General features: G+C 35.9%; 27 protein-coding genes and 1 pseudogene. 9 read left to right on the forward strand and 19 right to left on the reverse strand.

Going from position 1 to position 22,611, the window contains the following annotated elements:
- Window positions 1-5: 5 nt before the first annotated feature.
- On the reverse strand, window positions 6-821 hold the full coding sequence (locus JEP40_RS13035) for a DUF4365 domain-containing protein (RefSeq protein ID WP_147675498.1): 816 nt from the start codon (window positions 819-821) through the stop codon (window positions 6-8).
- Window positions 822-836: 15 nt separating this feature from the next.
- Entirely contained in the window at window positions 837-1,496 is a 660-nt protein-coding gene (locus JEP40_RS13040; RefSeq protein WP_176694732.1) for a tyrosine-type recombinase/integrase, read from the reverse strand.
- Between the two features lie 696 nt (window positions 1,497-2,192).
- Between JEP40_RS13040 and JEP40_RS13045 the strand changes: the two genes are divergently transcribed.
- Both JEP40_RS13045 and JEP40_RS13050 read left to right on the forward strand, forming a co-directional pair.
- The gene (locus JEP40_RS13045) at window positions 2,193-2,990 is read left to right on the forward strand and encodes a hypothetical protein (RefSeq protein WP_198623877.1); all 798 of its coding nucleotides are present in this window, start codon (window positions 2,193-2,195) and stop codon (window positions 2,988-2,990) included.
- Between the two features lie 364 nt (window positions 2,991-3,354).
- Entirely contained in the window at window positions 3,355-3,498 is a 144-nt protein-coding gene (locus tag JEP40_RS13050; protein WP_071547955.1) for a Hok/Gef family protein, read from the forward strand.
- An 85-nt stretch (window positions 3,499-3,583) separates the two neighbouring features.
- Here the strand turns inward: JEP40_RS13050 and JEP40_RS13055 are convergent, their stop codons facing one another.
- The 3 genes from JEP40_RS13055 to JEP40_RS13065 are packed head-to-tail and all read right to left on the reverse strand — an operon-like array spanning window position 3,584 to window position 4,576.
- On the reverse strand, window positions 3,584-3,964 hold the full coding sequence (locus tag JEP40_RS13055) for a hypothetical protein (RefSeq protein ID WP_147675500.1): 381 nt from the start codon (window positions 3,962-3,964) through the stop codon (window positions 3,584-3,586).
- A gap of 34 nt (window positions 3,965-3,998) precedes the next feature.
- A complete protein-coding gene (gene mazF / locus JEP40_RS13060) occupies window positions 3,999-4,331 on the reverse strand; it encodes an endoribonuclease MazF (protein ID WP_048607647.1) in 333 nt (110 codons plus the stop codon).
- Complete coding sequence (locus JEP40_RS13065) at window positions 4,331-4,576, reverse strand: AbrB/MazE/SpoVT family DNA-binding domain-containing protein (protein ID WP_023159984.1); 246 nt, start codon at window positions 4,574-4,576, stop codon at window positions 4,331-4,333. The genes mazF and JEP40_RS13065 overlap by 1 nt, the downstream gene beginning before the upstream one ends.
- Before the next feature lie 265 nt (window positions 4,577-4,841).
- On the opposite strand from JEP40_RS13065, the gene JEP40_RS13070 reads away from it, so the two are divergent.
- Window positions 4,842-5,465, forward strand: a complete 624-nt coding sequence (locus JEP40_RS13070) for a ParA family protein (protein WP_147675501.1) — start codon at window positions 4,842-4,844, stop codon at window positions 5,463-5,465.
- Between the two features lie 90 nt (window positions 5,466-5,555).
- Window positions 5,556-5,783, forward strand: coding sequence for a plasmid partition protein ParG (locus JEP40_RS13075; protein WP_048607652.1), 228 nt, complete (start codon window positions 5,556-5,558; stop codon window positions 5,781-5,783).
- 97 nt (window positions 5,784-5,880) lie between these two features.
- Here the strand turns inward: JEP40_RS13075 and JEP40_RS13080 are convergent, their stop codons facing one another.
- The 4 genes from JEP40_RS13080 to JEP40_RS13095 all read right to left on the reverse strand — a co-directional run bounded on the left by JEP40_RS13080 (window position 5,881) and on the right by JEP40_RS13095 (window position 8,854).
- Entirely contained in the window at window positions 5,881-6,108 is a 228-nt protein-coding gene (locus tag JEP40_RS13080; protein ID WP_198623878.1) for a hypothetical protein, read from the reverse strand.
- Window positions 6,109-6,605: 497 nt separating this feature from the next.
- Window positions 6,606-7,676 carry an AcrVA2 family anti-CRISPR protein gene (locus JEP40_RS13085; protein ID WP_172688831.1) on the reverse strand — a complete coding sequence of 357 codons (1,071 nt, stop codon included), beginning with the start codon at window positions 7,674-7,676 and terminating at the stop codon, window positions 6,606-6,608.
- A 200-nt stretch (window positions 7,677-7,876) separates the two neighbouring features.
- Window positions 7,877-8,581: an IS6 family transposase gene (locus tag JEP40_RS13090; protein ID WP_198623879.1), complete on the reverse strand. Its 705-nt coding sequence runs from the start codon at window positions 8,579-8,581 to the stop codon at window positions 7,877-7,879.
- Window positions 8,582-8,623: 42 nt separating this feature from the next.
- Complete coding sequence (locus JEP40_RS13095) at window positions 8,624-8,854, reverse strand: recombinase family protein (protein WP_232799281.1); 231 nt, start codon at window positions 8,852-8,854, stop codon at window positions 8,624-8,626.
- Window positions 8,855-9,240: 386 nt separating this feature from the next.
- Between JEP40_RS13095 and JEP40_RS13100 the strand changes: the two genes are divergently transcribed.
- Window positions 9,241-10,017 carry an MBL fold metallo-hydrolase gene (locus JEP40_RS13100; RefSeq protein WP_198623880.1) on the forward strand — a complete coding sequence of 259 codons (777 nt, stop codon included), beginning with the start codon at window positions 9,241-9,243 and terminating at the stop codon, window positions 10,015-10,017.
- 26 nt (window positions 10,018-10,043) lie between these two features.
- On the forward strand, window positions 10,044-10,994 hold the full coding sequence (locus JEP40_RS13105) for a GlxA family transcriptional regulator (protein WP_198623881.1): 951 nt from the start codon (window positions 10,044-10,046) through the stop codon (window positions 10,992-10,994).
- A gap of 322 nt (window positions 10,995-11,316) precedes the next feature.
- Here the strand turns inward: JEP40_RS13105 and JEP40_RS13110 are convergent, their stop codons facing one another.
- From JEP40_RS13110 to JEP40_RS13120, 3 genes are all read right to left on the reverse strand, one after another.
- Complete coding sequence (locus JEP40_RS13110; RefSeq protein ID WP_198623882.1) at window positions 11,317-11,619, reverse strand: type II toxin-antitoxin system RelE/ParE family toxin; 303 nt, start codon at window positions 11,617-11,619, stop codon at window positions 11,317-11,319.
- Window positions 11,600-11,863 carry a type II toxin-antitoxin system ParD family antitoxin gene (locus JEP40_RS13115; RefSeq protein ID WP_198623883.1) on the reverse strand — a complete coding sequence of 88 codons (264 nt, stop codon included), beginning with the start codon at window positions 11,861-11,863 and terminating at the stop codon, window positions 11,600-11,602. Before JEP40_RS13115 ends, JEP40_RS13110 begins: the two co-directional genes overlap by 20 nt.
- 239 nt (window positions 11,864-12,102) lie before the next feature.
- Entirely contained in the window at window positions 12,103-12,807 is a 705-nt protein-coding gene (locus tag JEP40_RS13120; RefSeq protein ID WP_198623884.1) for an IS6 family transposase, read from the reverse strand.
- A gap of 80 nt (window positions 12,808-12,887) precedes the next feature.
- On the opposite strand from JEP40_RS13120, the pseudogene JEP40_RS13125 reads away from it, so the two are divergent.
- Window positions 12,888-13,177 (forward strand): annotated as a pseudogene (locus tag JEP40_RS13125) (Tn3 family transposase); the annotation flags it as partial.
- Between the two features lie 798 nt (window positions 13,178-13,975).
- Here JEP40_RS13125 and JEP40_RS13130 read toward each other — a convergent pair.
- The 6 genes from JEP40_RS13130 to umuC all read right to left on the reverse strand — a co-directional run bounded on the left by JEP40_RS13130 (window position 13,976) and on the right by umuC (window position 18,692).
- Window positions 13,976-14,413 carry a hypothetical protein gene (locus tag JEP40_RS13130; RefSeq protein WP_232799283.1) on the reverse strand — a complete coding sequence of 146 codons (438 nt, stop codon included), beginning with the start codon at window positions 14,411-14,413 and terminating at the stop codon, window positions 13,976-13,978.
- An 8-nt stretch (window positions 14,414-14,421) separates the two neighbouring features.
- Entirely contained in the window at window positions 14,422-14,901 is a 480-nt protein-coding gene (locus JEP40_RS13135; protein ID WP_198623885.1) for an Hcp family type VI secretion system effector, read from the reverse strand.
- A gap of 681 nt (window positions 14,902-15,582) precedes the next feature.
- Window positions 15,583-16,005 (reverse strand): hypothetical protein, encoded by a 423-nt coding sequence (locus tag JEP40_RS13140; RefSeq protein WP_198623886.1) that lies wholly within the window; start codon window positions 16,003-16,005, stop codon window positions 15,583-15,585.
- A complete protein-coding gene (locus JEP40_RS13145; RefSeq protein ID WP_198623887.1) occupies window positions 15,998-16,357 on the reverse strand; it encodes a single-stranded DNA-binding protein in 360 nt (119 codons plus the stop codon). The genes JEP40_RS13140 and JEP40_RS13145 overlap by 8 nt, the downstream gene beginning before the upstream one ends.
- Before the next feature lie 2 nt (window positions 16,358-16,359).
- Window positions 16,360-17,406 carry a ParB/RepB/Spo0J family partition protein gene (locus tag JEP40_RS13150; RefSeq protein WP_198623888.1) on the reverse strand — a complete coding sequence of 349 codons (1,047 nt, stop codon included), beginning with the start codon at window positions 17,404-17,406 and terminating at the stop codon, window positions 16,360-16,362.
- A gap of 305 nt (window positions 17,407-17,711) precedes the next feature.
- Window positions 17,712-18,692, reverse strand: coding sequence for a translesion error-prone DNA polymerase V subunit UmuC (gene umuC, locus JEP40_RS13155; RefSeq protein ID WP_332873103.1), 981 nt, complete (start codon window positions 18,690-18,692; stop codon window positions 17,712-17,714).
- A 712-nt stretch (window positions 18,693-19,404) separates the two neighbouring features.
- Here umuC and JEP40_RS13160 point away from each other — a divergent pair.
- On the forward strand, window positions 19,405-20,619 hold the full coding sequence (locus JEP40_RS13160; RefSeq protein WP_198623890.1) for a MalY/PatB family protein: 1,215 nt from the start codon (window positions 19,405-19,407) through the stop codon (window positions 20,617-20,619).
- Between the two features lie 14 nt (window positions 20,620-20,633).
- Window positions 20,634-21,893 carry an aromatic amino acid transport family protein gene (locus tag JEP40_RS13165; RefSeq protein WP_198623891.1) on the forward strand — a complete coding sequence of 420 codons (1,260 nt, stop codon included), beginning with the start codon at window positions 20,634-20,636 and terminating at the stop codon, window positions 21,891-21,893.
- 242 nt (window positions 21,894-22,135) lie between these two features.
- Here the strand turns inward: JEP40_RS13165 and JEP40_RS13170 are convergent, their stop codons facing one another.
- Window positions 22,136-22,597 (reverse strand): Lrp/AsnC family transcriptional regulator, encoded by a 462-nt coding sequence (locus JEP40_RS13170; protein ID WP_198623892.1) that lies wholly within the window; start codon window positions 22,595-22,597, stop codon window positions 22,136-22,138.
- Window positions 22,598-22,611 lie beyond the last annotated feature (14 nt).

A 22,611-nucleotide genomic window follows, 5' to 3' on the forward strand; every position in this document is an offset into this window, starting at 1 on the left:
TGTAATTAAAATGGGAATAAACCGTAATTTTCACAGCCTAGTTCTTCTCTTGATTCTGTTGATATAATAATTTGTTTCAATTCGCTCAATAATTTTAATTGTTCAGTAATTACGTTCCTGTTGTCATTGTCAATAATATTTGTACTTGCAATTTCTTCAAATGCATCTTTCATATTGAAAATACTCATTCTTTCGATATTCACACAGGTATTAGATGCTAGATAATTAATTAACCAATTTAATTTTACTAATTTATGACAGTAAATAACACAAGTATGACCCACTCCAAATTCACCAGATAAAACATTTCTAGCGTGAAACACTAATTCTTCATATACTTTTAGAAATGCTAAACTTTGTGACGTTGCGCGGTGATTCGTTAATAGTTCATTTACTTTTTCAATATTCGAGGATAGATCATTTTCTTCAGGGAATGTGATTGTCACTGATTCTTGTTGCTGCCATTTTTGATTTTTATTATTAAGGTGTATTTCCACATACTTTTGTAACCATATGTATTTAGTTTTATTTGATGGTATGGATGTGTAAAATATAAAAAAAGGAACGTTAAATAATAATGCGTATTTTATTGTTTTAACAGGAAAACTTAGTTTTACAGTTTCATCAAATGAACTGACAGTTCCTTTAGATTGTACAAAAAAACAATCACCCGTTGGATTACTGTTTTCAAATATTTCAATCATGAAGTCTGTCCCATAGTCACGTTCATCAATTGAACGTAACACCCACTTATCGCTAGGTATCTGGTTATTAACAATTTTTTTTGCTTCTGTTTCGGTAATGTGCGTTTCAGATCTCATTTTTCCATCCTATCATTAGTATATAAGATTCCTTGCAGCAGCTTCTAAGCGTGTTACACCTCGTTTGTCATACCGCTGTGTGGTTGCTACGCTACTGTGCCCCATAGCCTCCCTGACAGTAAGTAGGTCCTCACCGAGTTCTAACAGCTTAGTAGCATAGGTTCGTCGGCAGTCATGGGGGGTAAATGAATCAGAGGCTGAATCTTTCACCAGTTTATCAATAATATACCGTAAACCATCGGTTGTTATTCTATCGCAAGTCACATCATCATTTTTACGTATGCGGGTAAAAACTGCACCGGTATGATCCCCTCTTACAGTTTCTATCCATAAACGAATACGACGGAGCGTGTCACTTGGCATGAAGTTAGTTCTTTCTTTGTTTCCTTTACCCATGATTTTAATGGAGTAATTATCAAAATTGATATCTTCCATATCCAATAAAGTGACTTCAGCACGGCGCAAACCACAGCCAAGCATTAATGATACAATCGCCGCATCACGTACCGAGACTGCGGTATTTAGGCTATCAAGGTGTTGATAAATAGCAGTTATTTCACTACTACTCAGTGAACGCCCTCGACCGATACGGTTCCCACGAATCCGGCGTATGCTTCTAATATCTTGATATGTATCACTGTCTATAATTCGTGATGCTCTGGCTTCTTCTGCCACCCCTTTAATAGCACTCAGAATTAGGTTTATACTATTAGGTGTCTTTTTCTCCAGTATTAATTTCTGAAGTACCAATTGAACGGCATCTCGATCTATGATTGACCAATCGAAAGTAAACGGGTCCATAGCACGAAACAATTTAACCACTGACACTAGGCAGGAGCGCATTGTCTTTTGGCTTTGTTTGGAACGCAGCCGTAGCAAGTAGCTGGTTGCTGGATTGTTGGTGTTTTTCGTCATGTTATTTACATCAACAATTTCTGTTACGTTGTCACGTAAAATTAACTCTCCCATCGGTGCCTCCTTGGTGCTGAAAATCGGTGTGAAAATTGTGGTGAATTCTGGTGCATCAAATAGCATCACTAACCATAAATCATAAAATAAAAAACGTTACTACATTAAACGTATATTTAACCGAGTAAAGAGTAACACAAGGATTTATCATCCAAAAGTTAAAACATAGATATTATTGCAAATATAACAATACTCGGTGATATATTGCACATTATTGATGATTAAAATCCATAATGTAACTTGTATTATGAATTTGTGGGTAGAAAGTAGGTTTAATACACTGATTAGTGATTTCCTTTTTTTGGTAATATCAGAATCAATTGAATAGCTACCATGTAGCTATAATTATAAATTTTTATAATTCTATAAGTACTAATTTATATTAAAAATAAAGGAAAAAATGTGAAAGCCAATAAATTAATTTTATTTGCAGTCTTATCATTGAGTATCACACATATCCAAAATGCGATTTCCGCTGAAAGTCAAATGTCATTTTCACTATCAGAAATTTGTAAAGCAGGATTATCTACCATATATGATCGTGATATAGATATAATGCAATCGACGGAAATTTCAAATAATATCAGTAGAATTAGATACATAAGAAACCAAGATGGTAAACTCTTTTCATATCTGTGTAGAAAAGAGTCAACAAACAGACTAAGTTTCTTTGACGAAAAATTACCCAATGCTCGTTGGTATGGTGCTGATCTGTCTGAACCACAGATATTTTTCTCTACGGCAAACAATGTGCTAACTATAAGAGATGTTGTTAACGGAGAAACCTTAAAAACATATATATTTAGTAGAAATGATTTTATTGACAAGAAGGAAACATCTAAGGATGAAATGGATAAGATAAACATCTGGCTAGATGAGTACATAACCAATTCATTCAATAAAACTAATGCGTGGGATGTTAAATATATTGGTGTTACACAAACGATGTCTAGTCCGGTTAATACTTATATGCTAAATTTTGATACCACAGATAAAAAGCTACTCTCTCTTAAAAATGCAGATGTTGATGCCTTTGCTTTTGAACAAAACATATCAAGAATATCTAAATGGAAGAATAGCTTTTGTACAAAAGAGATTTCAGATTTTATGATTAAATATAGCATTGATGTGCTACACTCAAAAATATCTAATAACGGAGAATTACAATTCATCTCTACTTGCTACAAAGGTAGCTATTAAGGTTTATTGAAAGGTATTAATAACATGTGGGTGTAAATAAAATTATACCCACCACTAATATATGGTGATTTCATGGGATATTTAAATATATAATTGATATTATTCAATTCAAGTTAGTATGAGCCATTTATATTAAAATACTTAAAGAAATATCATAAAAACAAACACATATTATTAATAATAAATAGTATTGCAATTAATAATAATCTGCTAATATCGTTTTGGGTGCTTGAATCATTTTGGTTCGAGCATTGATACGAGCCAAAAAGACGAAAGCCCCGAATCAGGTATAACCCTTAATTCGAGGCAGTCTACAAACTTCGCAATTTGATTCTGTCTCCTTTTACTCAAGGAGTCAAGAGAAATGAGCAAATTTGCCCTGATAGGGCTGATTGCTGTGTGCATCACAGTTCTGTGCTTCTCATTGTTAATGCGTGATCGCTTATGTTCACTAAATTTCACAAGCGGAGGCACAGTGGTTCAAGCAACGCTATCTTGTGATAAGTAATGTTGCTCTTGTGGGGGGAAACCCCCACATTTTCTCTTTTATAGATTACGAAGGATTGGTGATACAAGCACCCTTTTTCGGTTAGCTATGGTTCACTCTTTTTGCTATCAATCATACCACTTTCGTTGAATAGATAGATAAGCCAGTATATTAAATATAATGCTGTTGTAATCATGCCTATATTGATCATTAATAATCCGAATCGCGGTGTATTATTAATATCAAACAGTAAATCATCCCTGATAAAATAGCTAGAGAGTAAAAATACAACTGATATACCAGAATAACCAAATGCTAATTTGAATAGTCTTGATTTCGATTTAGCGAAAATAATTATTAAAATTATAAAAATTAAAACATAATCATTTACTGTGAAAATAACATCTAAAATAGAGCTTAATGAGGATATAGCATTATCTAAAGGAGTTTGATTACCTGTTGCTGTGTGTAGTGTTTCATTTTCCATTCTATCCCATAACCCTTATAAATAAGTATTATATCTACCCTATTAACGCCTTTGCTTTAGCTTTTATCTCTGCCAGTTCTGATGCCTCTACTTTGCCCTTTTTAGTAACCTTACGAGCTCTCCAGTCAACAGATGTAACTTGATCCGCTAATGCGTAGCTGTCTCTTTCGTTCGAGAGTTCGCATTCAAATGGATAGCCTTTGCCCTTAGTTGTACATGGTACGCATAGTAAGAGCCCTACTTTATTATTGTATGCAAAAGGGCTAAGGACAACTGCTGGACGATGACCGCCCTGCTCATGTCCTTCAACTGGATCAAAGTCAATCCAAATCAAATCGCCAGAATCAGGTACGTATCGAGATACCATTAAATTAATTCCTTACCTGTTCGAGCTCCGAAGTCTACTTTCTCATGGATATTCTCCGGTGTGATACCGGCTAACAAATTATCTAATGAGTATTCTACCGCTTTAACTGGCGTAATGATGATACGACCTTCTTCTACCGCTATTTCAACCGTATCATCAACGCTAAGTGCCGCTTTTTGCATGATTGCAACAGGAAGCCGTACAGACGGGCTATTGCCCCATTTTTTTACTGTGACCTGAGCCATTTATCACCTCTACAATTCAACGTCCGAGTTTTAATAGTAGCACCCCAATTTAAATGTATCAACATTGTTGATTATGATAAACACATAAACGCATAAACACATAAGTGTATGTGTCTTTATGTCACATATAATGTGTGAGTTTGATAAGGTCCGTTATGTGTCTATGTGTTTAGGCTCAAACACACATAAACACAAAAACACATTGATTATTTTTTGGCTTACTTAGATAATGAACAAAACACAAACACACATATGAGGGTTTCCAGTGAAGGTAATTTCTTTTTTAAATCCGAAAGGCGGGTCTGGAAAAACAACCACCGTCATAAACGTTGCTACTGCTATGCAAAGAGCAGGTTATTCGTTAGCGGTTGTCGATACAGACCCTCAAATGAGCCTATCTAACTGGTCTAAAGAAGGGAACTGTGATTATGATGTTTTCACCGCAGCCAGTGAGAAAGACGTTTATAGCATCCGTAAGGATTTAAGTGATTATGATTTTGTCATTGTAGATGGTGCTGGTTCGCTTTCTGTAATTACTTCAGCAGCGGTTATGGTTAGTGACCTTGTTATAATTCCAGTCTCGCCAAGCCCTCTTGATTTTTCCGCAGCCGGTAGTGTTACATCAGTTCTTGAAGCTCAGGCATACAGCCGCAAAGTAGAAGCTAGGTTCCTGATCACTCGAAAAATTGACCAAACCACTATGTTGCAAGTATTAAAAGACAACCTCAAAGATACCGGCTTATCTTCTTTCAAAACAGCCATTTCTCAACGGCAGAGCTATATCAAATCTATTCTGGATGGCAAGAGTATTTTTGAAACTAATGATGGAAATGCAAAAGGCGAGATTGAAATACTAACCAAAGAAATCCTGACTATTTTTGAGTCATAATGTGTATTAACACATAAACACAAACGTGTATTTACACATAAGCGCTAAAACACAAAAGCGCATATGTGTTTAAATTAAAAGAGATACTTTATGGCACTTGAAAAAGTAAATGAATCATCAAATTCACAAAAGATGAAATTCGGTGAAAACAGGGACTTAGATAAAATTCTTGAAAAAAGTACAAAAACAAAACGTATAAATGTAGATCTTGATGAAGATACTCAAATTCGATTCAAAGCTGCATGTGTTAAACGAAACACCACCATGAAAGATGTAATATCAGATTATGTTCATCAGTGGCTGAAGCAAAATGAATAGGTAGTGTTTTTTTAGGGATGATATTTCATCCCTTTTTATTGCACTTTTATCTCAATTTCACTATGTAAAATTCAAAACAGAAGTGTCTCATGCTCGACTATTCGACCCAATCTGGTAGTTTTGGCAATGGTTGTTTTTTCCACGGCTCTTGCTCTCCAAGATCCCAAATTTCAGTGTTGTATGTTCCTGTTCCACCAAAATCAAGGCTTGGTCGTAACTGCGTTATGTAGCAGTACGCGAGAAAGCCGTTCTCTCTCTTGCGTACCAATTCAGTCCAACCGACCGCGTATATATCTCGTAGATATGCTTCCCAAGCAAACAACACACCGGTATTGCTCCACTGCTCTAACTCAGGATAAAATCGTCTTATTTCCTTTATAAAATCAATCTCGTCACTATTGAATTCATTATCTGGACATGGGTTGCTCGGGTTTCGTTGGAACGTTTCTTCATTAAAAACAAACATGCTCCGGTCCTCTACTTTAACTGGTAGTGTTTTTGCTTTTTATTATTGTACCTGTGATTTAATTCTTCACTTAGATTTTAGGTTGATTACCTATAAAGCCTAAAATATTTTCATATGTGTATACACACATTAACACATACGTGTATATGTGATGAATCACACACAAATACACATTAACACATATACACATTAACACATATATACATGAGTGTTTATGTGTATAATTAGTTTTGCCATACGTTATATGATTATAATAAGTACCAACACTAGGGTTATAACGCCACATTGTGGCGTTTTTTTTGAGGATGAGACTGAAGATAAAATATAGAATTTTGATACCAAAAACTTTACATCGGTTACATGCTATTTTCTGGGTTTATGAATGTAGCTGGTAACCATTTCAGGAGGAAATTCTTTCCTTCACCAGTACCTACCCAATAACCATGCCAGTGAGCTCGCCTAATGTGTGGGCGCATAGTCCCTAGTGCATGGGTACTTCTCAGGTTTTCATTGAATGCTCGAATACTATCACCTACATTGGCACCGATAATGGTTCTTTTAATTTTTTTAGCCTCAAATAACCGCTCTTTCCCTTTGGTTTTTTTGATGTTTTTATAAGAGACTGTTGGATTGGTGCTGTTCGGTATATCTACAAAATCTTTAATAAAAAAGGTTGTTATAGGTATAGCCAACTTAAACAACTCAACATATATATCTCTTAGCTCGCTTTTAATTCGATGGTCTGTGAGTTTTGCAGCATCATTAAATGAGTCAATAATATTATTGTGGTTTAAGGAAATATTGAAGCTGGAGGTGTTCTTGTTTGAAAATAAGAATGTGAATGCAACTGCATCAATTCCATCAAGATCAGTTAAGCTGACCCAAAATCCAATTATAGTGCAACCACATAAGTCACCACTTGCTTTAACTATATATTTAAATCCAGTTAAAAACACAGACCATTCTGGTATTCGTTTAAAATACTCAGTTGGTATGTATTCTGGCAATGGTGAATTCATTAATTCACTAGCAAGATCTCTGTCCATTTCATAAACAGACTTTGTATATTTCCATGGGAGTATAGTAGGTACTGATGATGGAGGGATACCCCTTTGGTCATAGTTATTCCTAAATAGTTTTATCCAGTCTATATTGCCATAATTATCTAACCCATTTTTTTCTATAAATTCTGTTACTGAAAGATACAACCTAGCGGTTACATCTTTTTGAATCAGACGCCAATTTTCATCGTTCATTAATTTAGTTACACATAAATGCATAACATGGTAAAACGGCATAAATATGTTTTTATTTTTGATGTTGTCAATGGCTTCTTGTTCACAGCTACCTAAATAGTCTTTATATTCTTTATTAAGAAGAACAATTTTTTCAAGGGCTATATTGATAGCTGTCGTGTTATCGTTCATTTACAATCCTTAATCTACCTTGTCTTTAATATGCTATTAGTGTCTGCTGTTGACCAGAGGTTCTATTATTGAATTGGATTTTTCAAGCCAATTCATACTATTAGAGCAACCCTTCTCATGACCAATGATTGTTAATACCTGTTTATAAGGGCACTGTTGCAAATAGAATCGTGAAGCTGAGCTTTTCCGCTCAAAGTGGATTAAAGTCCGAATACTCTATTCACGAGGCGCACTTCTCCTAACGGTTGGCCATAGTAAAAATGTTCAGCTTGACCTTTGCGAAGCGCACGCATCACCTCAATTCCTTTAATGGTCGCATGTGCTGTTTTAAGTGATTTAAACCCTAAGGTGGGATTTATCACGCGCTTCAATTTTCCATGATCGCATTCAATGACATTATTGTGAAATTTGATTTGTCGATGTTCTACATGTGTAGGGCATTTTCCTTCTTCTTTGAGAAGGTTAAGCGCTCGGCCATAAGGTGCGGCTTTATCTGTATTGATAACCCTGGGGATTTGCCATTTTTTAACGCGATTGAATATTTTTCTTAAAAATCGATAAGCCGCCTTGGTATTACGACGAGGCGAGAGATAAAATTCAATGGTGTGCCCTCGACTATCGACAGCTCGGTAAAGGTACGTCCATTTCCCATTCACTTTGATATAAGTTTCGTCTAAATGCCAATTGTTGAGGTCGGAGGGATTACACCAATACCAACGTAACCGCTTTTCTATTTCTGGTGCATAACGTTGAACCCAGCGATAGATTGTCGTGTGATCTACATTTACACCGCGCTCAGCCAACATTTCCTGAAGTTCTCGGTAACTGATACCGTATTTGCAGTACCAACGCACAGCCCAAAGAATGATAATACCAGTGAAATGACGACCTTTAAATGCATTCACCAAACGGACCTCAGTAATGAAATAGTTAATTTAGCATACCGGCTACTTAAACTTTGCAACAGTGCCGATAATATCACCTGGCATCGCCACATTGAGTAAACGAAAGAGTTCTGGGCGGTGAAGTTGGGCACCCGATTCATTCTCTTCAAACCAGCAGACAATTTGTAGCCCCATTCCCTCGACAAATTTCAATAGTTCATTTTTTGCTCTAGACGCATCCTGTTCATGCGTTGATGCGCGAAGATACCCATAAATTCGTGTAGTTGTGTTCATCGGTTCACTATACATTGGTATTGTTATGTTGGTGCATTATACATCTATTTTTAATACTTATTGCACTAGAGTTTGCCTAGTGCAGTAAAGGTATACTTAAATTGCACTCATGAATTATGTACTCTGATATATATTGGAGCAAATGTATTTTTCCCCTAGTAGGGTTGAAAATTATACAATAACTAGCAGTCAGTTTTGAGCGAAGGACGGACACAAAAAAGGTGCTTTGACTGCTACCCATATTTGCATATTTTGAAGCTTGACCCGATATTTGCGAAGCTTGGCCCTTATGAGGCAGTTTAATTGCCCGATAATCACTATAATTGGTTATCGGGTCATGTTTGACATGACTCCTACTTGTCTAAGCAAAGTTTGGAGAACATATAATGAAAATTACTCAGGTCCGTAATGCAACTCAGATCCTCGAATATGCGGGTAAGAGGTTTCTTATCGACCCCATGCTTTCTGACAAAGATGCATGGGATGGTTTTGAAGGAACTGCTCGCTCAGAAATTCGTAACCCTATGGTAGAATTGCCTCTGGATATAAGTTCATTGCTTGATGTGGATGCAATAATTGTCACTCACACCCATGCAGATCACTGGGATCAGGCTGCAGTAGATATTGTGCCAAAAGATAAGCTGATTTACGTTCAGAATGAAAATGATAAAGCGCTGCTGCGTGATCAGGCTTTCACTAATCTGGTTGCTCTCACTGAAATTAGCAGCCTTGGAGATATTGAACTAATTAAGACAACATGTCAGCATGGTTCTGATGAAGCCTATGCCAACCCACAGTTGGCAGCAATGCTTGGCGATGCCAGCGGTGTTGTATTCCGTCATCCATCAGAAAAAACCTTATATCTTGTTGGTGACTCTATCTGGATTAAAGCCGTCGAAGAAAATATGCGAAAATATATGCCGGATGTGCTGATTATGAACACCGGTTGGGCACATGTGCTGGGCTATGGCGCAATCATTTTTGGTAAAGAGGATATCTCGAAGGCGCACTTTGTATTACCTGAAGCTCAGATTGTTGCTACCCACATGGGAGCTGTTAACCATTGTCTGGTCACGCGGCAGGAAGTCCTAAAATATGCGCAGATTAACCAAATTCAGGATTACGTTTCAGCTCCTGCAGACGGCGAATCTGTTACGTTCTGATGGAAACCGATATTTAAGGAGCCACAATGTCTGTGATGTCAGTTGCCATACTTGTTACTCAAGGCTTCAGCACTTATCACGTATCAGTTCCGCTGATCCTTTTTGGCGATACACTCACAGATCAACGGCTCTTTACCCGCCTAATATGTGCTGAAAAGCCGGGTCTCATCTGGTCTGAGGAAGGAACGGCGATACAGGCTGATTATGGTCTGGACGTTCTGGCTCAGGTTGATATCGTCATTGTGCCCTTCTGGGGAGATGTGCGTAAACGGCCATCCGAGTTTCTACTTAATGCTCTGGTAAAAGCACGTGAAGCAGGAGCTCAGATAGTAGGGCTATGCTTAGGCACTTTCGTACTGGCTTATGCTGGCTTGTTAGACGGGCACATGGCGGCAACACACTGGGAATATGAGGAGGATTTTCGGAAATTGTTTCCGTCTGTTCATTTGAATCTTAACGAACTCTATGTTGATGACGATGGACTAACTACATCGGCAGGAACAGCTGCGGCGATGGATTGCTGTCTACATATCATTCGCCAACATTTTGACAGCCTAACGGCTAATCACATTGCGCGTAGGATGGTCACACCTCCCCACCGTGAAGGTGGTCAGGCGCAGTATATTGATCATCCTGTCACTCAAAAGACTGCCGACTGTAGAATTAATAGGGTGCTTGATTATCTACTACTAAACCTTCAAGAGCCGCACGATATTAATTCTCTGGCTGAATACGCCTCAATGAGCCGCAGGACACTTACGCGACATTTCACGAAAGCGACCGGTATGTCTGTCGTTGAGTGGATCACGGCGGCACGACTTCACCGGAGTCAGGAACTGCTGGAGAACATGGATATTCCTATAGAACAGGTAGCTGAACAAGCAGGGTTTCAATCCGCTCCAACTTTTCGTCTACAGTTTCGCGAGAAATTTGGTGTCAATCCCAGAGAGTGGCGAAAAACATTCCGTAATGCATAACTCATTAAACTAAAGGTGTAGATAACTCAGTATTATCAACGTCCACACCTCGCTCAAAGCAGACTGTCAGAATTGATTATGTTCTTGTCCATTTCCCCTAAAATAACACCTAACAGAGTCAAAACTAATTCAACACTTTATTCAAGAGTTTCCCATTGTGATTTAAATGATATGAGGCACGAGCATTAGGTCATACCTACCATATAGTTATACCTTAATGATAAGGCTTGGACTAAAAAATAACATTCTAAAATTGAGTGAGAAATGATCAATTGTTATTCTGGGATTGGTTGATAGTTTCTGAGGGGGAAGCTAATTTTCCTTATTTCCAGAAGGTAGCGATATTTATATCTTGTGCTTGATTTAGAACACGTATAATGACTATTTCAAGTGGTGATGATATGAAAAAGATGACATGTTTTTCTATAGGAATAGAAATGATATTTTCTCCTAATTCATCCCGATGAGTTCCAATTTCATGTTGAGATAGAACATCAAAAATAGCTGATATTCGGTTAATGTATTCGTCCGCTTTATTTATGCCAAAATGTTGTTGGCTGTAAAACCAAATGTTTTCTAAATCCTCATAAGCTTGTGGGGTGAGGTTAATTTTCTTGGCGACCATTCACTTTCTCTTTTATTCGTGATAAAAATTCATGTTTGTCCCAAGTTTCAGGTTCTCCACTACTCAGACCTTCCGCAAGTAAATCTCGTAAAGATTGTAAATGAGATTCTGCCTGTTTTTCCTTTAACAAGCGTAAGGCTTCGCGAAGGACTTCACTTTGCGTTCGATAATCCCCTGAATTCACTAAAGAATCTATGAAGTGGCGGAGGTCCTCTCCTATATCGACAGTCATTGTTCTGGCCATAAATACTCCGATGTAAGATATTGTCTTACATTTATTATAAGGTAATAGTAAATTTTTGTGAATATAAATATCAATAAAATAAAAACTTTTGATATATAAAGACTTTATATATTCTGTTTGTATCCTAATCTGATACAAATGCTCTCTTTCTGAGATCTGTCTTTCATTTTTTAATGGGGATTATTCTTGGCACTGTTGCAAATAGAATCGTGAAGCTGAGCTTTTCCGCTCAAAGTGGATTAAAGTCCGAATACTCTATTCACGAGGCGCACTTCTCCTAACGGTTGGCCATAGTAAAAATGTTCAGCTTGACCTTTGCGAAGCGCACGCATCACCTCAATTCCTTTAATGGTCGCATGTGCTGTTTTAAGTGATTTAAACCCTAAGGTGGGATTTATCACGCGCTTCAATTTTCCATGATCGCATTCAATGACATTATTGTGAAATTTGATTTGTCGATGTTCTACATGTGTAGGGCATTTTCCTTCTTCTTTGAGAAGGTTAAGCGCTCGGCCATAAGGTGCGGCTTTATCTGTATTGATAACCCTGGGGATTTGCCATTTTTTAACGCGATTGAATATTTTTCTTAAAAATCGATAAGCCGCCTTGGTATTACGACGAGGCGAGAGATAAAATTCAATGGTGTGCCCTCGACTATCGACAGCTCGGTAAAGGTACGTCCATTTCCCATTCACTTTGATATAAGTTTCGTCTAAATGCCAATTGTTGAGGTCGGAGGGATTACACCAATACCAACGTAACCGCTTTTCTATTTCTGGTGCATAACGTTGAACCCAGCGATAGATTGTCGTGTGATCTACATTTACACCGTGCTCAGCCAACATTTCCTGAAGTTCTCGGTAACTGATACCGTATTTGCAGTACCAACGCACAGCCCAAAGAATGATAATACCAGTGAAATGACGACCTTTAAATGCATTCACCAAACGGACCTCAGTAATGAAATAGTTAATTTAGCATACCGGCTACTTAAACTTTACAACAGTGCCCGATTTTCTGCAGAGATCGGACGCTGTTTATGCTGGACTGATTTTGCGATAAAGGCTTAGGCCGATGCATACAGGCGGGGCTGAATAAGGGTGAGGCCCTTGGGCGAGCATCCTTCATGCACCGGCTGAATGAAATCAGGGATCTGGGGGTGGGAGGATCAGCGTTACCACGCCACCGGCGCTGACACTACATACGGCGGCGATAACACTCTGGAATACGGTTTATATAGAAAGAACCATTGAGCCACTTAAGCAAAAAGGAGTCCCTGTTAATGAACTGCTGGTCTCTCATCCTTCTCCACTGCTGTACAAAATATAGTCTTAGCGTGGGATAATTTCCGTTTTCCAAGCGGACCCCTAGTAGGCAAATGGATTATAAAAAGTAACCCCATGCTCATATGTGTAAAAACACATCAACACATAAGTGGTTATGTGACCATCCACACACAAACACACATTAACACATATACACATACACACATACACACAAAAGTGTTTATGTGTATAATTAGTTTTGCCATGCGCTATATTATTATAATAAGCACTAACACTAGGGTTATAACGCCACATTGTGGCGTTTTTTTTAATATGATAGGTGTGGGGAGTTCGATGTGCGCGATTGTATTCACTTTTTTATTCTAAAACGAAAGGTGTAATCCAGTATATATGCGATGATAGGAATAATAAAAACGAAGTGTAAAATATAAGATGTAAAGAAAAAATCAGAAATCATTACTGAATTATATTTGTAATTAATAGTTTGATATCCATTAAAATACCATACAATCATATTGATTAAATAAGGTATTAAAAAATATAAGATAAAACGGTTTTTTTTATTAAAACTAATCTTTTTAATAAAAAATGGCATAATCAAAGCAAGAGCAATCAGATAAGAAAAAAATGAAAGTGCGAGTAATTTTTGTATTTCAATAACTATTTTAGAATCTACAGAGTGGGGATAAAGTTTAAAAAAATATTCATGAACTGTTTCTAAGTAAAAACAAACAATACTTATAAATAGTGATATTAATGTGATAAGAAAATTCGATTTAATAAGCACCTGATATGACCCCCCCACGTTTTGGGTAGTGTAGGTCAATTAATTTCTCTCTGAGATTCCAAGGATCTTCGCGGAAGAAGATCTTTTTATCCAGAGAGTTAAATATACCACCACTTTCTTTAAGTATATAGAACACAGTTTCTGAACGTCTGGACCATCCCACAATTGAAAAGAAAGGTAATCATCCCAATTAAATTCAGGATATTCGAAAAATTCACCTGAACTACGTGGAGCCCGTAATTCTTCAATATTATTATAGCACTCTCTGGAAGGGCACTCAGAGTAACCTCCTGATGGGTCATATAAAAAAGCATCTTCACCTTCTCCAACCACGATGCCTGTGTGCCCAATTCCCCAATTGTAATTAACAACAATAAAGATTTTAACAGGGTCATCTATTAACGAATCATTGTAAATATTTGGAGAACTTACTATGGGAACATCGAATCTATTAAAGTACACATCATTGATTTTCATTGTCATACCTACATGACTGATTCGTTTCTGATGCTATAACCTGAAGTGTTTGCAGTATTATGTGTGCAAGTAATACTTTCGTATATAAGTGACACTTTTTCAAATGGTTGCATTTCATTTTCAGTTAACGAGTTCGGTGACTCATTTGTAACACGGATGATGGACGCTTTAGTGAGTCGAATTTTTTTGTAAGGGATCATTACCCCACTTTTATCGACACGATAATATTCAAAAAGGCAGTCTAAAATCTCATTATTTGAAATTGCTGTTACCAAAAGGGGGGAGGATTTGTCATCAGCTTTTATCATGATAAATGGCGCGTGAGATATATTTTGCTTTCGTGCTAGATCATAGGTTGTTGAGTAGACAAGTATCTGATCTTTATGACCATCCTGATACTTATTACCTATTGAATCATAGCTAGAACAACCCGCTGAAATAAGCCCTTGCTTGTTTCCCTTTAGCGTTAAGTAAATCATTTCTGACATAGATATTCCATTTCATATGTTAAATTTATCTTAATTAATGCATTATTTCCTAAAATTTGCAATAGGGAGGTCTGTTGTATTGAGCTAAAAGCTGCTACGTTTTGTACCTAACTAAATTGTTGTGGGGCTATCAATCTGGCATATGCCAGAAACTCATAGGTAATAACGCCGCTATACGGCGTTATTTGGTTACGAATCGGTAAGAAATCGATGTAAAAGAAGAAATACGGTGACTGTGTTAAAGATACTCTACCGCTGGAGATTTTGGGGTGTCACGAACTAAATAGGCTTATTTACCAATGGTTCAATTCTTAAATTGGCTCGTTCAAGCCAATTTAAGCTGTCAATACAGTCCTTCTCATTAATAAGGATAGATAATACTTGATTATATACATCATTATTTAGCATGAATTTCATACTGTTCAGATAACCATATAAAGGGTCCCTAACTATTACATCGTCTACTGTGACTGACTGATTACATGCTCGATACCTGATATCTATAATGTCCTGTGCAACACTTATACACACCGAACAGTTGGCTTTGTATTTCTCTAAGTCAGAATATCGTTGCCCTTCAATTCCTTCCAATGCGGAATAACCGCTACCCAATACTGGTATTGAGATCAGAGAAGTTATCAGAATGAAGGGCAGGGATATTGTAAGTTTCATTTTGTATTCTTAGTTGAGGTTAGTTTTCTGATCACATAGTAGCTGGAGTTCAGACCATACTTCAGCTTCTGATTCTTGTAATACCTCATCCAACTGAACCTGAGTTGTGGCTTCTAATATGGCTTGTTGCTTCTCACCATTTAACTTGCCAGACAGGATTTGTACACCTGACATGATCATAGAGTGATACAAAGTCTGACGCTCTTTTTCATCTGATGAAAATATACTATCAAGCATATCCAAAACACCGTTATAACGCCTTATTTCAGTTTCACTACATTGTGATATATTGATGAGGTGCTGGAGTTCTTGGAGCTTCTCACGCGCTTTAAACAACGCATAATTCAGCACAGTTTGATCTCTTTTCAATTCCGACATCGCATAATTATGATTTTGCACATTACAATTTGAAACCTGATCTAATTTAGCCATTTTGCGCTCCTGCATTAGAATTCTTGCTAATTGGTAATACTCTGAATACACCCGTGTGGTAATTCATAATTATCGAACAACCATTACTACCGGTACTATTATTGTTGGGTTGCAGCCTTCCCTCGATGTATACAAGCTGTCCTTTCTGACCGAAATTAGCCGCAATTTCAGCTATTTTTCCGTATGCACTGATATTGAACCAATCAGCAATCGAATTCCCTTTTGAGTCATGCCGGTTAATAGCAACAGAGAAGTAGGTCATAGCCTCACCGTCCCGTTCTGAGTATTTCAGGTTATCTTTGGGAGTCGTACCTAATCGTGCTATTAGTTGCACTTTGTTAAGTAATTCCATTGTTATGCCTGAATATCTTCAGTAATAGATTCAGCCACGGTTGGTTCGTTTTCATCATCATTAGATGCGCCGGACTCGTCATTTGCAAACTTCTGAAGTACATCATTTAGTAGGGTTATAATTGTAACCGGCATTTCGACAGTGACAGTTTCATCATTCTCTTGTAGATCAGCTACTTTGTCATGAATCGTTGTGCGAATTTCACTTAACTGTGAAAATACAGAATGTATTTCTTTTTTGGAAAAAGGTACTTTCTTCGTTGAAGGTACAAATTTTCTCGTAACTTTATTTTTACCGCTATCAGTTGCTTTATGTAATCCGGAAATGATCACATCATATGCCTCTTGATTAGTTTCTTCACACTCTAGCAGTATTTCGATAGCCAAATCAGATGTAATCAAGTTCTTTCTAACGAGATCAGTGATTCGGTAATCAGCTCTGAACAGCCGTAATAAACGGTTAATCGTAACAACACTGGTATTTGTATAGCGTGCTATTTCCTTTTTTTCCCATCCCATACTGAGTAAACGATGGAAACCATCGGCTTTTTCCAACGGGGCTAAAGGTTTACCTTCGGATGATGTCAGCATGTTAACGATTTCGAGTTGCTGACTGCCTGAAAACTCGGTGACGTATACACCTTTAATTGAGCAGCCTTCCTCCATAGCCATACGTAGAGCACAGTATCTGTGATGACCGTCAATAATCTGTAAACGAGGGAGATTATCAATTGTTGCTACTTTCACAACGATTGGTGGTACATAGACACCAGTTACATATGAATTTTTGATACGTCCGGCATGTTCAGTATCGATCTCGCGCAGGTTGAACCCTTCCTGTACGTACAGTAATTCTACGTTGATTCGATAAATATCACCACGCGTACACACCTTTTCTTCAAAGGCATCTGACATTTTGCGTAATGTGGAGATGTTGTGCGCTTCAGTACTTTTTTTCAGCGTAGGGTAGGGTAGGTCATTGAGAAGTACCTTGCTCATATCAGAATTTAGTTGACTGCCATTCGTAGAAATTGCTGCGTTAGTATTCATAGTCCTCGCCTTGTCTTTGTGTAACTAGGTATTATTTTTATTCGACGTAAGGCTATCACACAGGATTTTCTATTTTCCTTAGTTACATAGGTAAAACGGCATCATTTCAATTTATGTGCATTGTTATCAATTAGTTAAATAGAATTAGTTTAATGACGGGTATATAATACTCAATACAGATCAATCACATATGGCAACAATCATAAATTGATAATGAATGTTTCAATATCTGAATAATGATTAATTAAGTATATATAATTCCAAACGCAAGGAGTTATCAAATCAGTTTCTTCCTAACCTAATTTCTAAACCTTTACCACAGGCAGATCTGTAATTTTTGTAGTGTATGCAGGTGAAAGCATTTCTCGTTTCATACGCCAACTTGTGTCTATTCCCTTTCCTGCAAACCATACTTTGCTAATGCCTCGACTATTTATCAGATCCAATGTTTTCATCAATTGCTCACTTCCCTTGAAGAGTTTACTCTCAGAAAATAAGTTCAGCTGAACAACTGAAGTATCTGAAAAATCAGTGAGCATTATACCAGCCTTATGATACCGAACCCCTGATTTCCAGATGGTCTTTAATGAACGCACTGCTGCATTGATTATGTCTCTTGTATCAGAACTTGGATATTCTAAACGTTCTGAATTGTGGTTGTGGTATTGAGGTCCACTTCCGTAATGACTGGTCTGGATAAAAATAGAGACAATAGAACAGAGTTGTTTTTCAGTTCGAAGTTTCTCTGCTGCTCTTTCTGAATACTCACAAATAGCCTGATGCATATGTTCATAGAGCTCAATTTTTTTCCCAAATGAGCGTGAACAAATGATTTGTTCTTTAGTTTTTGCGATTTCTTCAAGCTCGATGCAAGATTCACCATTCAGTTCTCTCACTGTACGTTCGACAACCACACCAAAAGTTTTACGGATCATAGTTGTTTCAGCGTTAGCCAAATCAAGAGCTGTAAAAATCCCCATAGCATTAAGCCGGTTGCTAATTTTTCTACCCACCCCCCACACTTCATTAACCGGCAAAAGAGCCATAAGCCGTTTCTGGCGTAAAGGAACACTCAAATCGACTACACCACCGGTTTTGGTCCATGTTTTAGCTGCATGGTTTGCCAATTTAGCCAGTGTTTTAGTTTGAGCGAAACCGACACCGACCGGTACATGAGTAATCTGCAAAATTTTTTTTGTACCTGCTGACCGTAATTTTCTAGTCATGCCGGTCATATCAAGGAATTGTTCATCAATACTGGGAGCCGCTTGGAATTTGGAAATTATCCTACGTTAAGCGTTTTAAGCTTAACTGGTGATTTCGTTCCATGAGCAGAAACCTCTGAACGTAAGGGATGTACGGAACGTTCAGCCTGTCCGCTTTTGGTTTTGCTCACTTTCTGACATCAAGACAAAGTGGTGTACTTAATCGTTTGGTTAAATTTCAGACCCTATTACAGTTTCATCTTGTCCCTTGCATACTCATAACACAAAGGCGGAGGATAGGCAGACTATACGCCTCATAGAGGTCATACCTAATGGCAACACCACCGACAAACACACGTTAAATTTTAGTTCTACCATAATATGCCTCGTCCAGTCCTCCCTAAGAAACCCATTTTTGATCAGACAATTGCATAACTGAACAGCCTAATTCACCCGTACATAAAGCCCATTATCAGCTTGCGCAATGATGCTGCATTGCAGAGTTCGCCAAGGCGAGCGCAATATTTAGTAGCGCCATATTCATCCCTCTTAATTTGCAAGAAACCTTGTCAAGTTTAATCATAATTGAACTCTGTGATCCACGTTAAAACATTAAATTTGATGAATATAATTAAGTTAAATCTACAATTTAGTTAATTAAATTCCAAAAAAAAATTAAATATTAGTATTTAAAGATAAAAAATTTCTTACTGATATTGATAGTATAAAAATGAAATTAATTTCCAAAAAACAAGCAAGAAAATTTAATTTTAAATAAAAACCAGAGGTTAATATGACATATGATTTTGATGAAATTATTGATAGAAAAAACACTGATTCATTAAATTATGATGGATGGAGACAGTACATATTTAATGACAAAAAAAATTCCAAATATAATTTTAAAGATGAGGAATTCATCAGAATGTGGGTTGCAGACATGGAATTTTCAACTCCACCTGAAATATTAAATGCAATAAAAGAAAGGCTAGATAGAAAAATTTTAGGTTATACAAAGATTTATAGCGATGACTATAATGACATTTTTAAAGATTGGTGTAAAAGAAGATACGAATGGGATATTGATGTAAATGATATAGTAATATCACCAGGTATTATTCCTGCTTTAAATAGATTAGTTCCATTGGTGATCAGTAATGATGAAAGAATTTTAATTCACACTCCATCATATACTCCATTTAAAAATGCTGGGGACTATAACTCTAGAGAAGTAATTTATTCCGACCTTAAATATAAAAACGGAAAATATGAAATTGATTTTGCTGATTTTGAAAAAAAATTAAAGGATAAAGAATTAAATATTAAATTATTTATCTTATCAAACCCACAAAATCCTACAGGTCGAGTTTGGACAAAAAACGAACTAATGAAAATGGGAAATATATGTATTGAAAACGATATATGGATTATATCTGATGAAATTCATTGTGATTTACTAAGAAATAATGTGCAACATATTCCTTTAGCTAAACTTTTTCCTAACGAAGAAAAAATAATAACATGTATGGCTCCAAGCAAAACATTTAATTTAGCGGGTAATTTAATGTCTAATTTATTTATAAAAGACAAAAACCTGAAAGATGAATGGTTAAAATTATATGATGAATTTATATCACCACTTAGTTTAGTTGCAACTAAAGCTGCATATAAAAGCTGTGATAATTGGCTCGAAAAACTAAAAGAATATTTAGATGATAATTTTAAATTAACATTTGAATTCTTTAATGAATTTTTCCCAAAATCTAATTTTGAAATCCCAGAGTCAACTTATTTGGCGTGGATAGATATAAATAAATATTTACCGGCTGATTTCGATAAAAATAATTTATCGTTATTCTTTGCTAACAATTCTGGAATATTATTGGAGGGTGGAAATATGTTTGTAAGTAATGGTGATGGATTTATAAGATTAAATTTAGCCTGTCCTAGATCAATATTAATGGAAGGTTTAAATAAAATAAAACAATCATTATTATCACTAAATTAAAGTGAATTTTAATCATGAAAAATAATCATAATAATAAAATACCTTTTACCCTATATGATTTTGGTTGGGTTGTATTATGTATTGGAATGGCAATTGGTTCTGGAATTGTTCTTATGCCAGTTCAAATTGGATTAAAAGGAGTATGGGTATTTTTATTTTCAATAATACTTTCTTATCCAGCCATATACCTACTACAAAATCTTTACCTAAGAACCTTATCAGAAACAAAAGAATGCGATGATTATTCTGGAATTATAACTCAATATCTAGGAAAAAATTGGGGGATAACTTTAGGTGCTATCTATTTTTTTATGCTATTAACAGGAATACTTGGGTATTCACTTGCAATAACGTACGATGGTGCATCATATTTTAAAACATTTGGATTAACTAATGATACTCTTTCAGATACATTTTGGTTTCCTTTATTATTAATATCATCATTAGTATTTATAGCTTCTCAAGGCGAGAAGATTTTATTTAAAATATCGGGTCCAATGGTAGCTATAAAATTTGGAATTATTTTGGTTTTGGGGTTCTTTATGATACCTCATTGGAATTTTGAAAATATTAAGGCTATGCCAAATTTTTTATCATTTGTACGTGATGTATTTCTAACTTTACCTTTTACATTATATTCGATATTATTTGTTCAGATTTTAAACCCTATGAATATCGCTTACAGAAAAATAGAGGAAAATAGAGAAACAGCAACATATAGAGCAATAAGAACAAATAGAATAGCATATGCTGCATTAGCAATTGTAGTGCTATTTTATGCATTTTCATTCACATTTTCAATTAGTTATGAGCAAGCTACATCTGCATTTGAGCAAAATATTTCAGCTCTAGCAATCGCAGCACAAGTTATACCCGGATCAACCGTAAAAGTAATGGCAACAATGTTAAATGTTTTTTCACTTATTACAGCATTTTTAGGGATCTACTTAGGTATTCATGAATCTTTGAAAGGAATAGTTGTTAATATAATTTCACGTTTTATTTCTAGAGAAAAAATTAATAATAAAATATTAAATATCTCAATAGGTGTTTTTGTAGCCCTATCATTATCCATTTGGGTTTCAACTAAATTCCCTGTCTTATTAGTTTTTCAATTAGCTGGACCTCTGTACGGTATTGTATCATGTTTAATACCAGTTTATTTAGTTTACAAAGTCAAATCTTTACATAAATACAAAACATACTCATCAATTTACATTGCCTTTTTTGGAATATTACTGTGTATATCGCCATTTTTAAAATTCTTTGAATAAAATTTTTTTTAAGATTGATTAAGTTTTAATTTATACATATATTAAATGGAAAGTAGTGCCAACACCAAGGAACTTGATAGTATAATGCGGGGATGTAATTTCCTATCAAATACTAATTTTTATTAAAAAGATAAATACAATTAGATTGGTAATAATAAATCATATAAAACGATAAGGAGAATAGGCTTGCTGGGAAAATAAATTTCAGCAAGCCTTAATATTATAAACTAAACAATATATAACTATGTTATTGGTAAACCTTTAAATGATTTTATTTCTCTAATACCAAAACTAGTATTCATTTCTTTAATGTTACCTATTGCCCTGATTTTCTCCATTGATACGTGATGAAAATCGTCCATATCTCTAATAACTAATTGTAAAAGATAATCATATCTACCAGAGATATTATGACAAACAATAACATTATCAACTTTCAAAATTTCTCTTTCAAATTGCTTCATGGTTTCTTCAGAATGAAAGTCTAGAGTTATATTCATGAAGGCGTAAAAATTATACCCTAAACTTTTAGGTTCAATAACTGCTTGGTATTTTTTTATAACCTCTTGTTCAAGAAGTTTAAGTCTCTTCCAGCATGCAGGTGGCGATAAAAAAACACGCTTAGCAACCTCCGCATTATTTAAACGACCATCTGCTTGCAATAGCTTAAGTATTTGCATATCAACTTTATCAAGCTTCATCATATTAGTAACCTATG

This window comes from Proteus vulgaris (assembly GCF_016239305.1).
Taxonomy (GTDB): Bacteria; Pseudomonadota; Gammaproteobacteria; order Enterobacterales; family Enterobacteriaceae; genus Proteus; species Proteus vulgaris_C.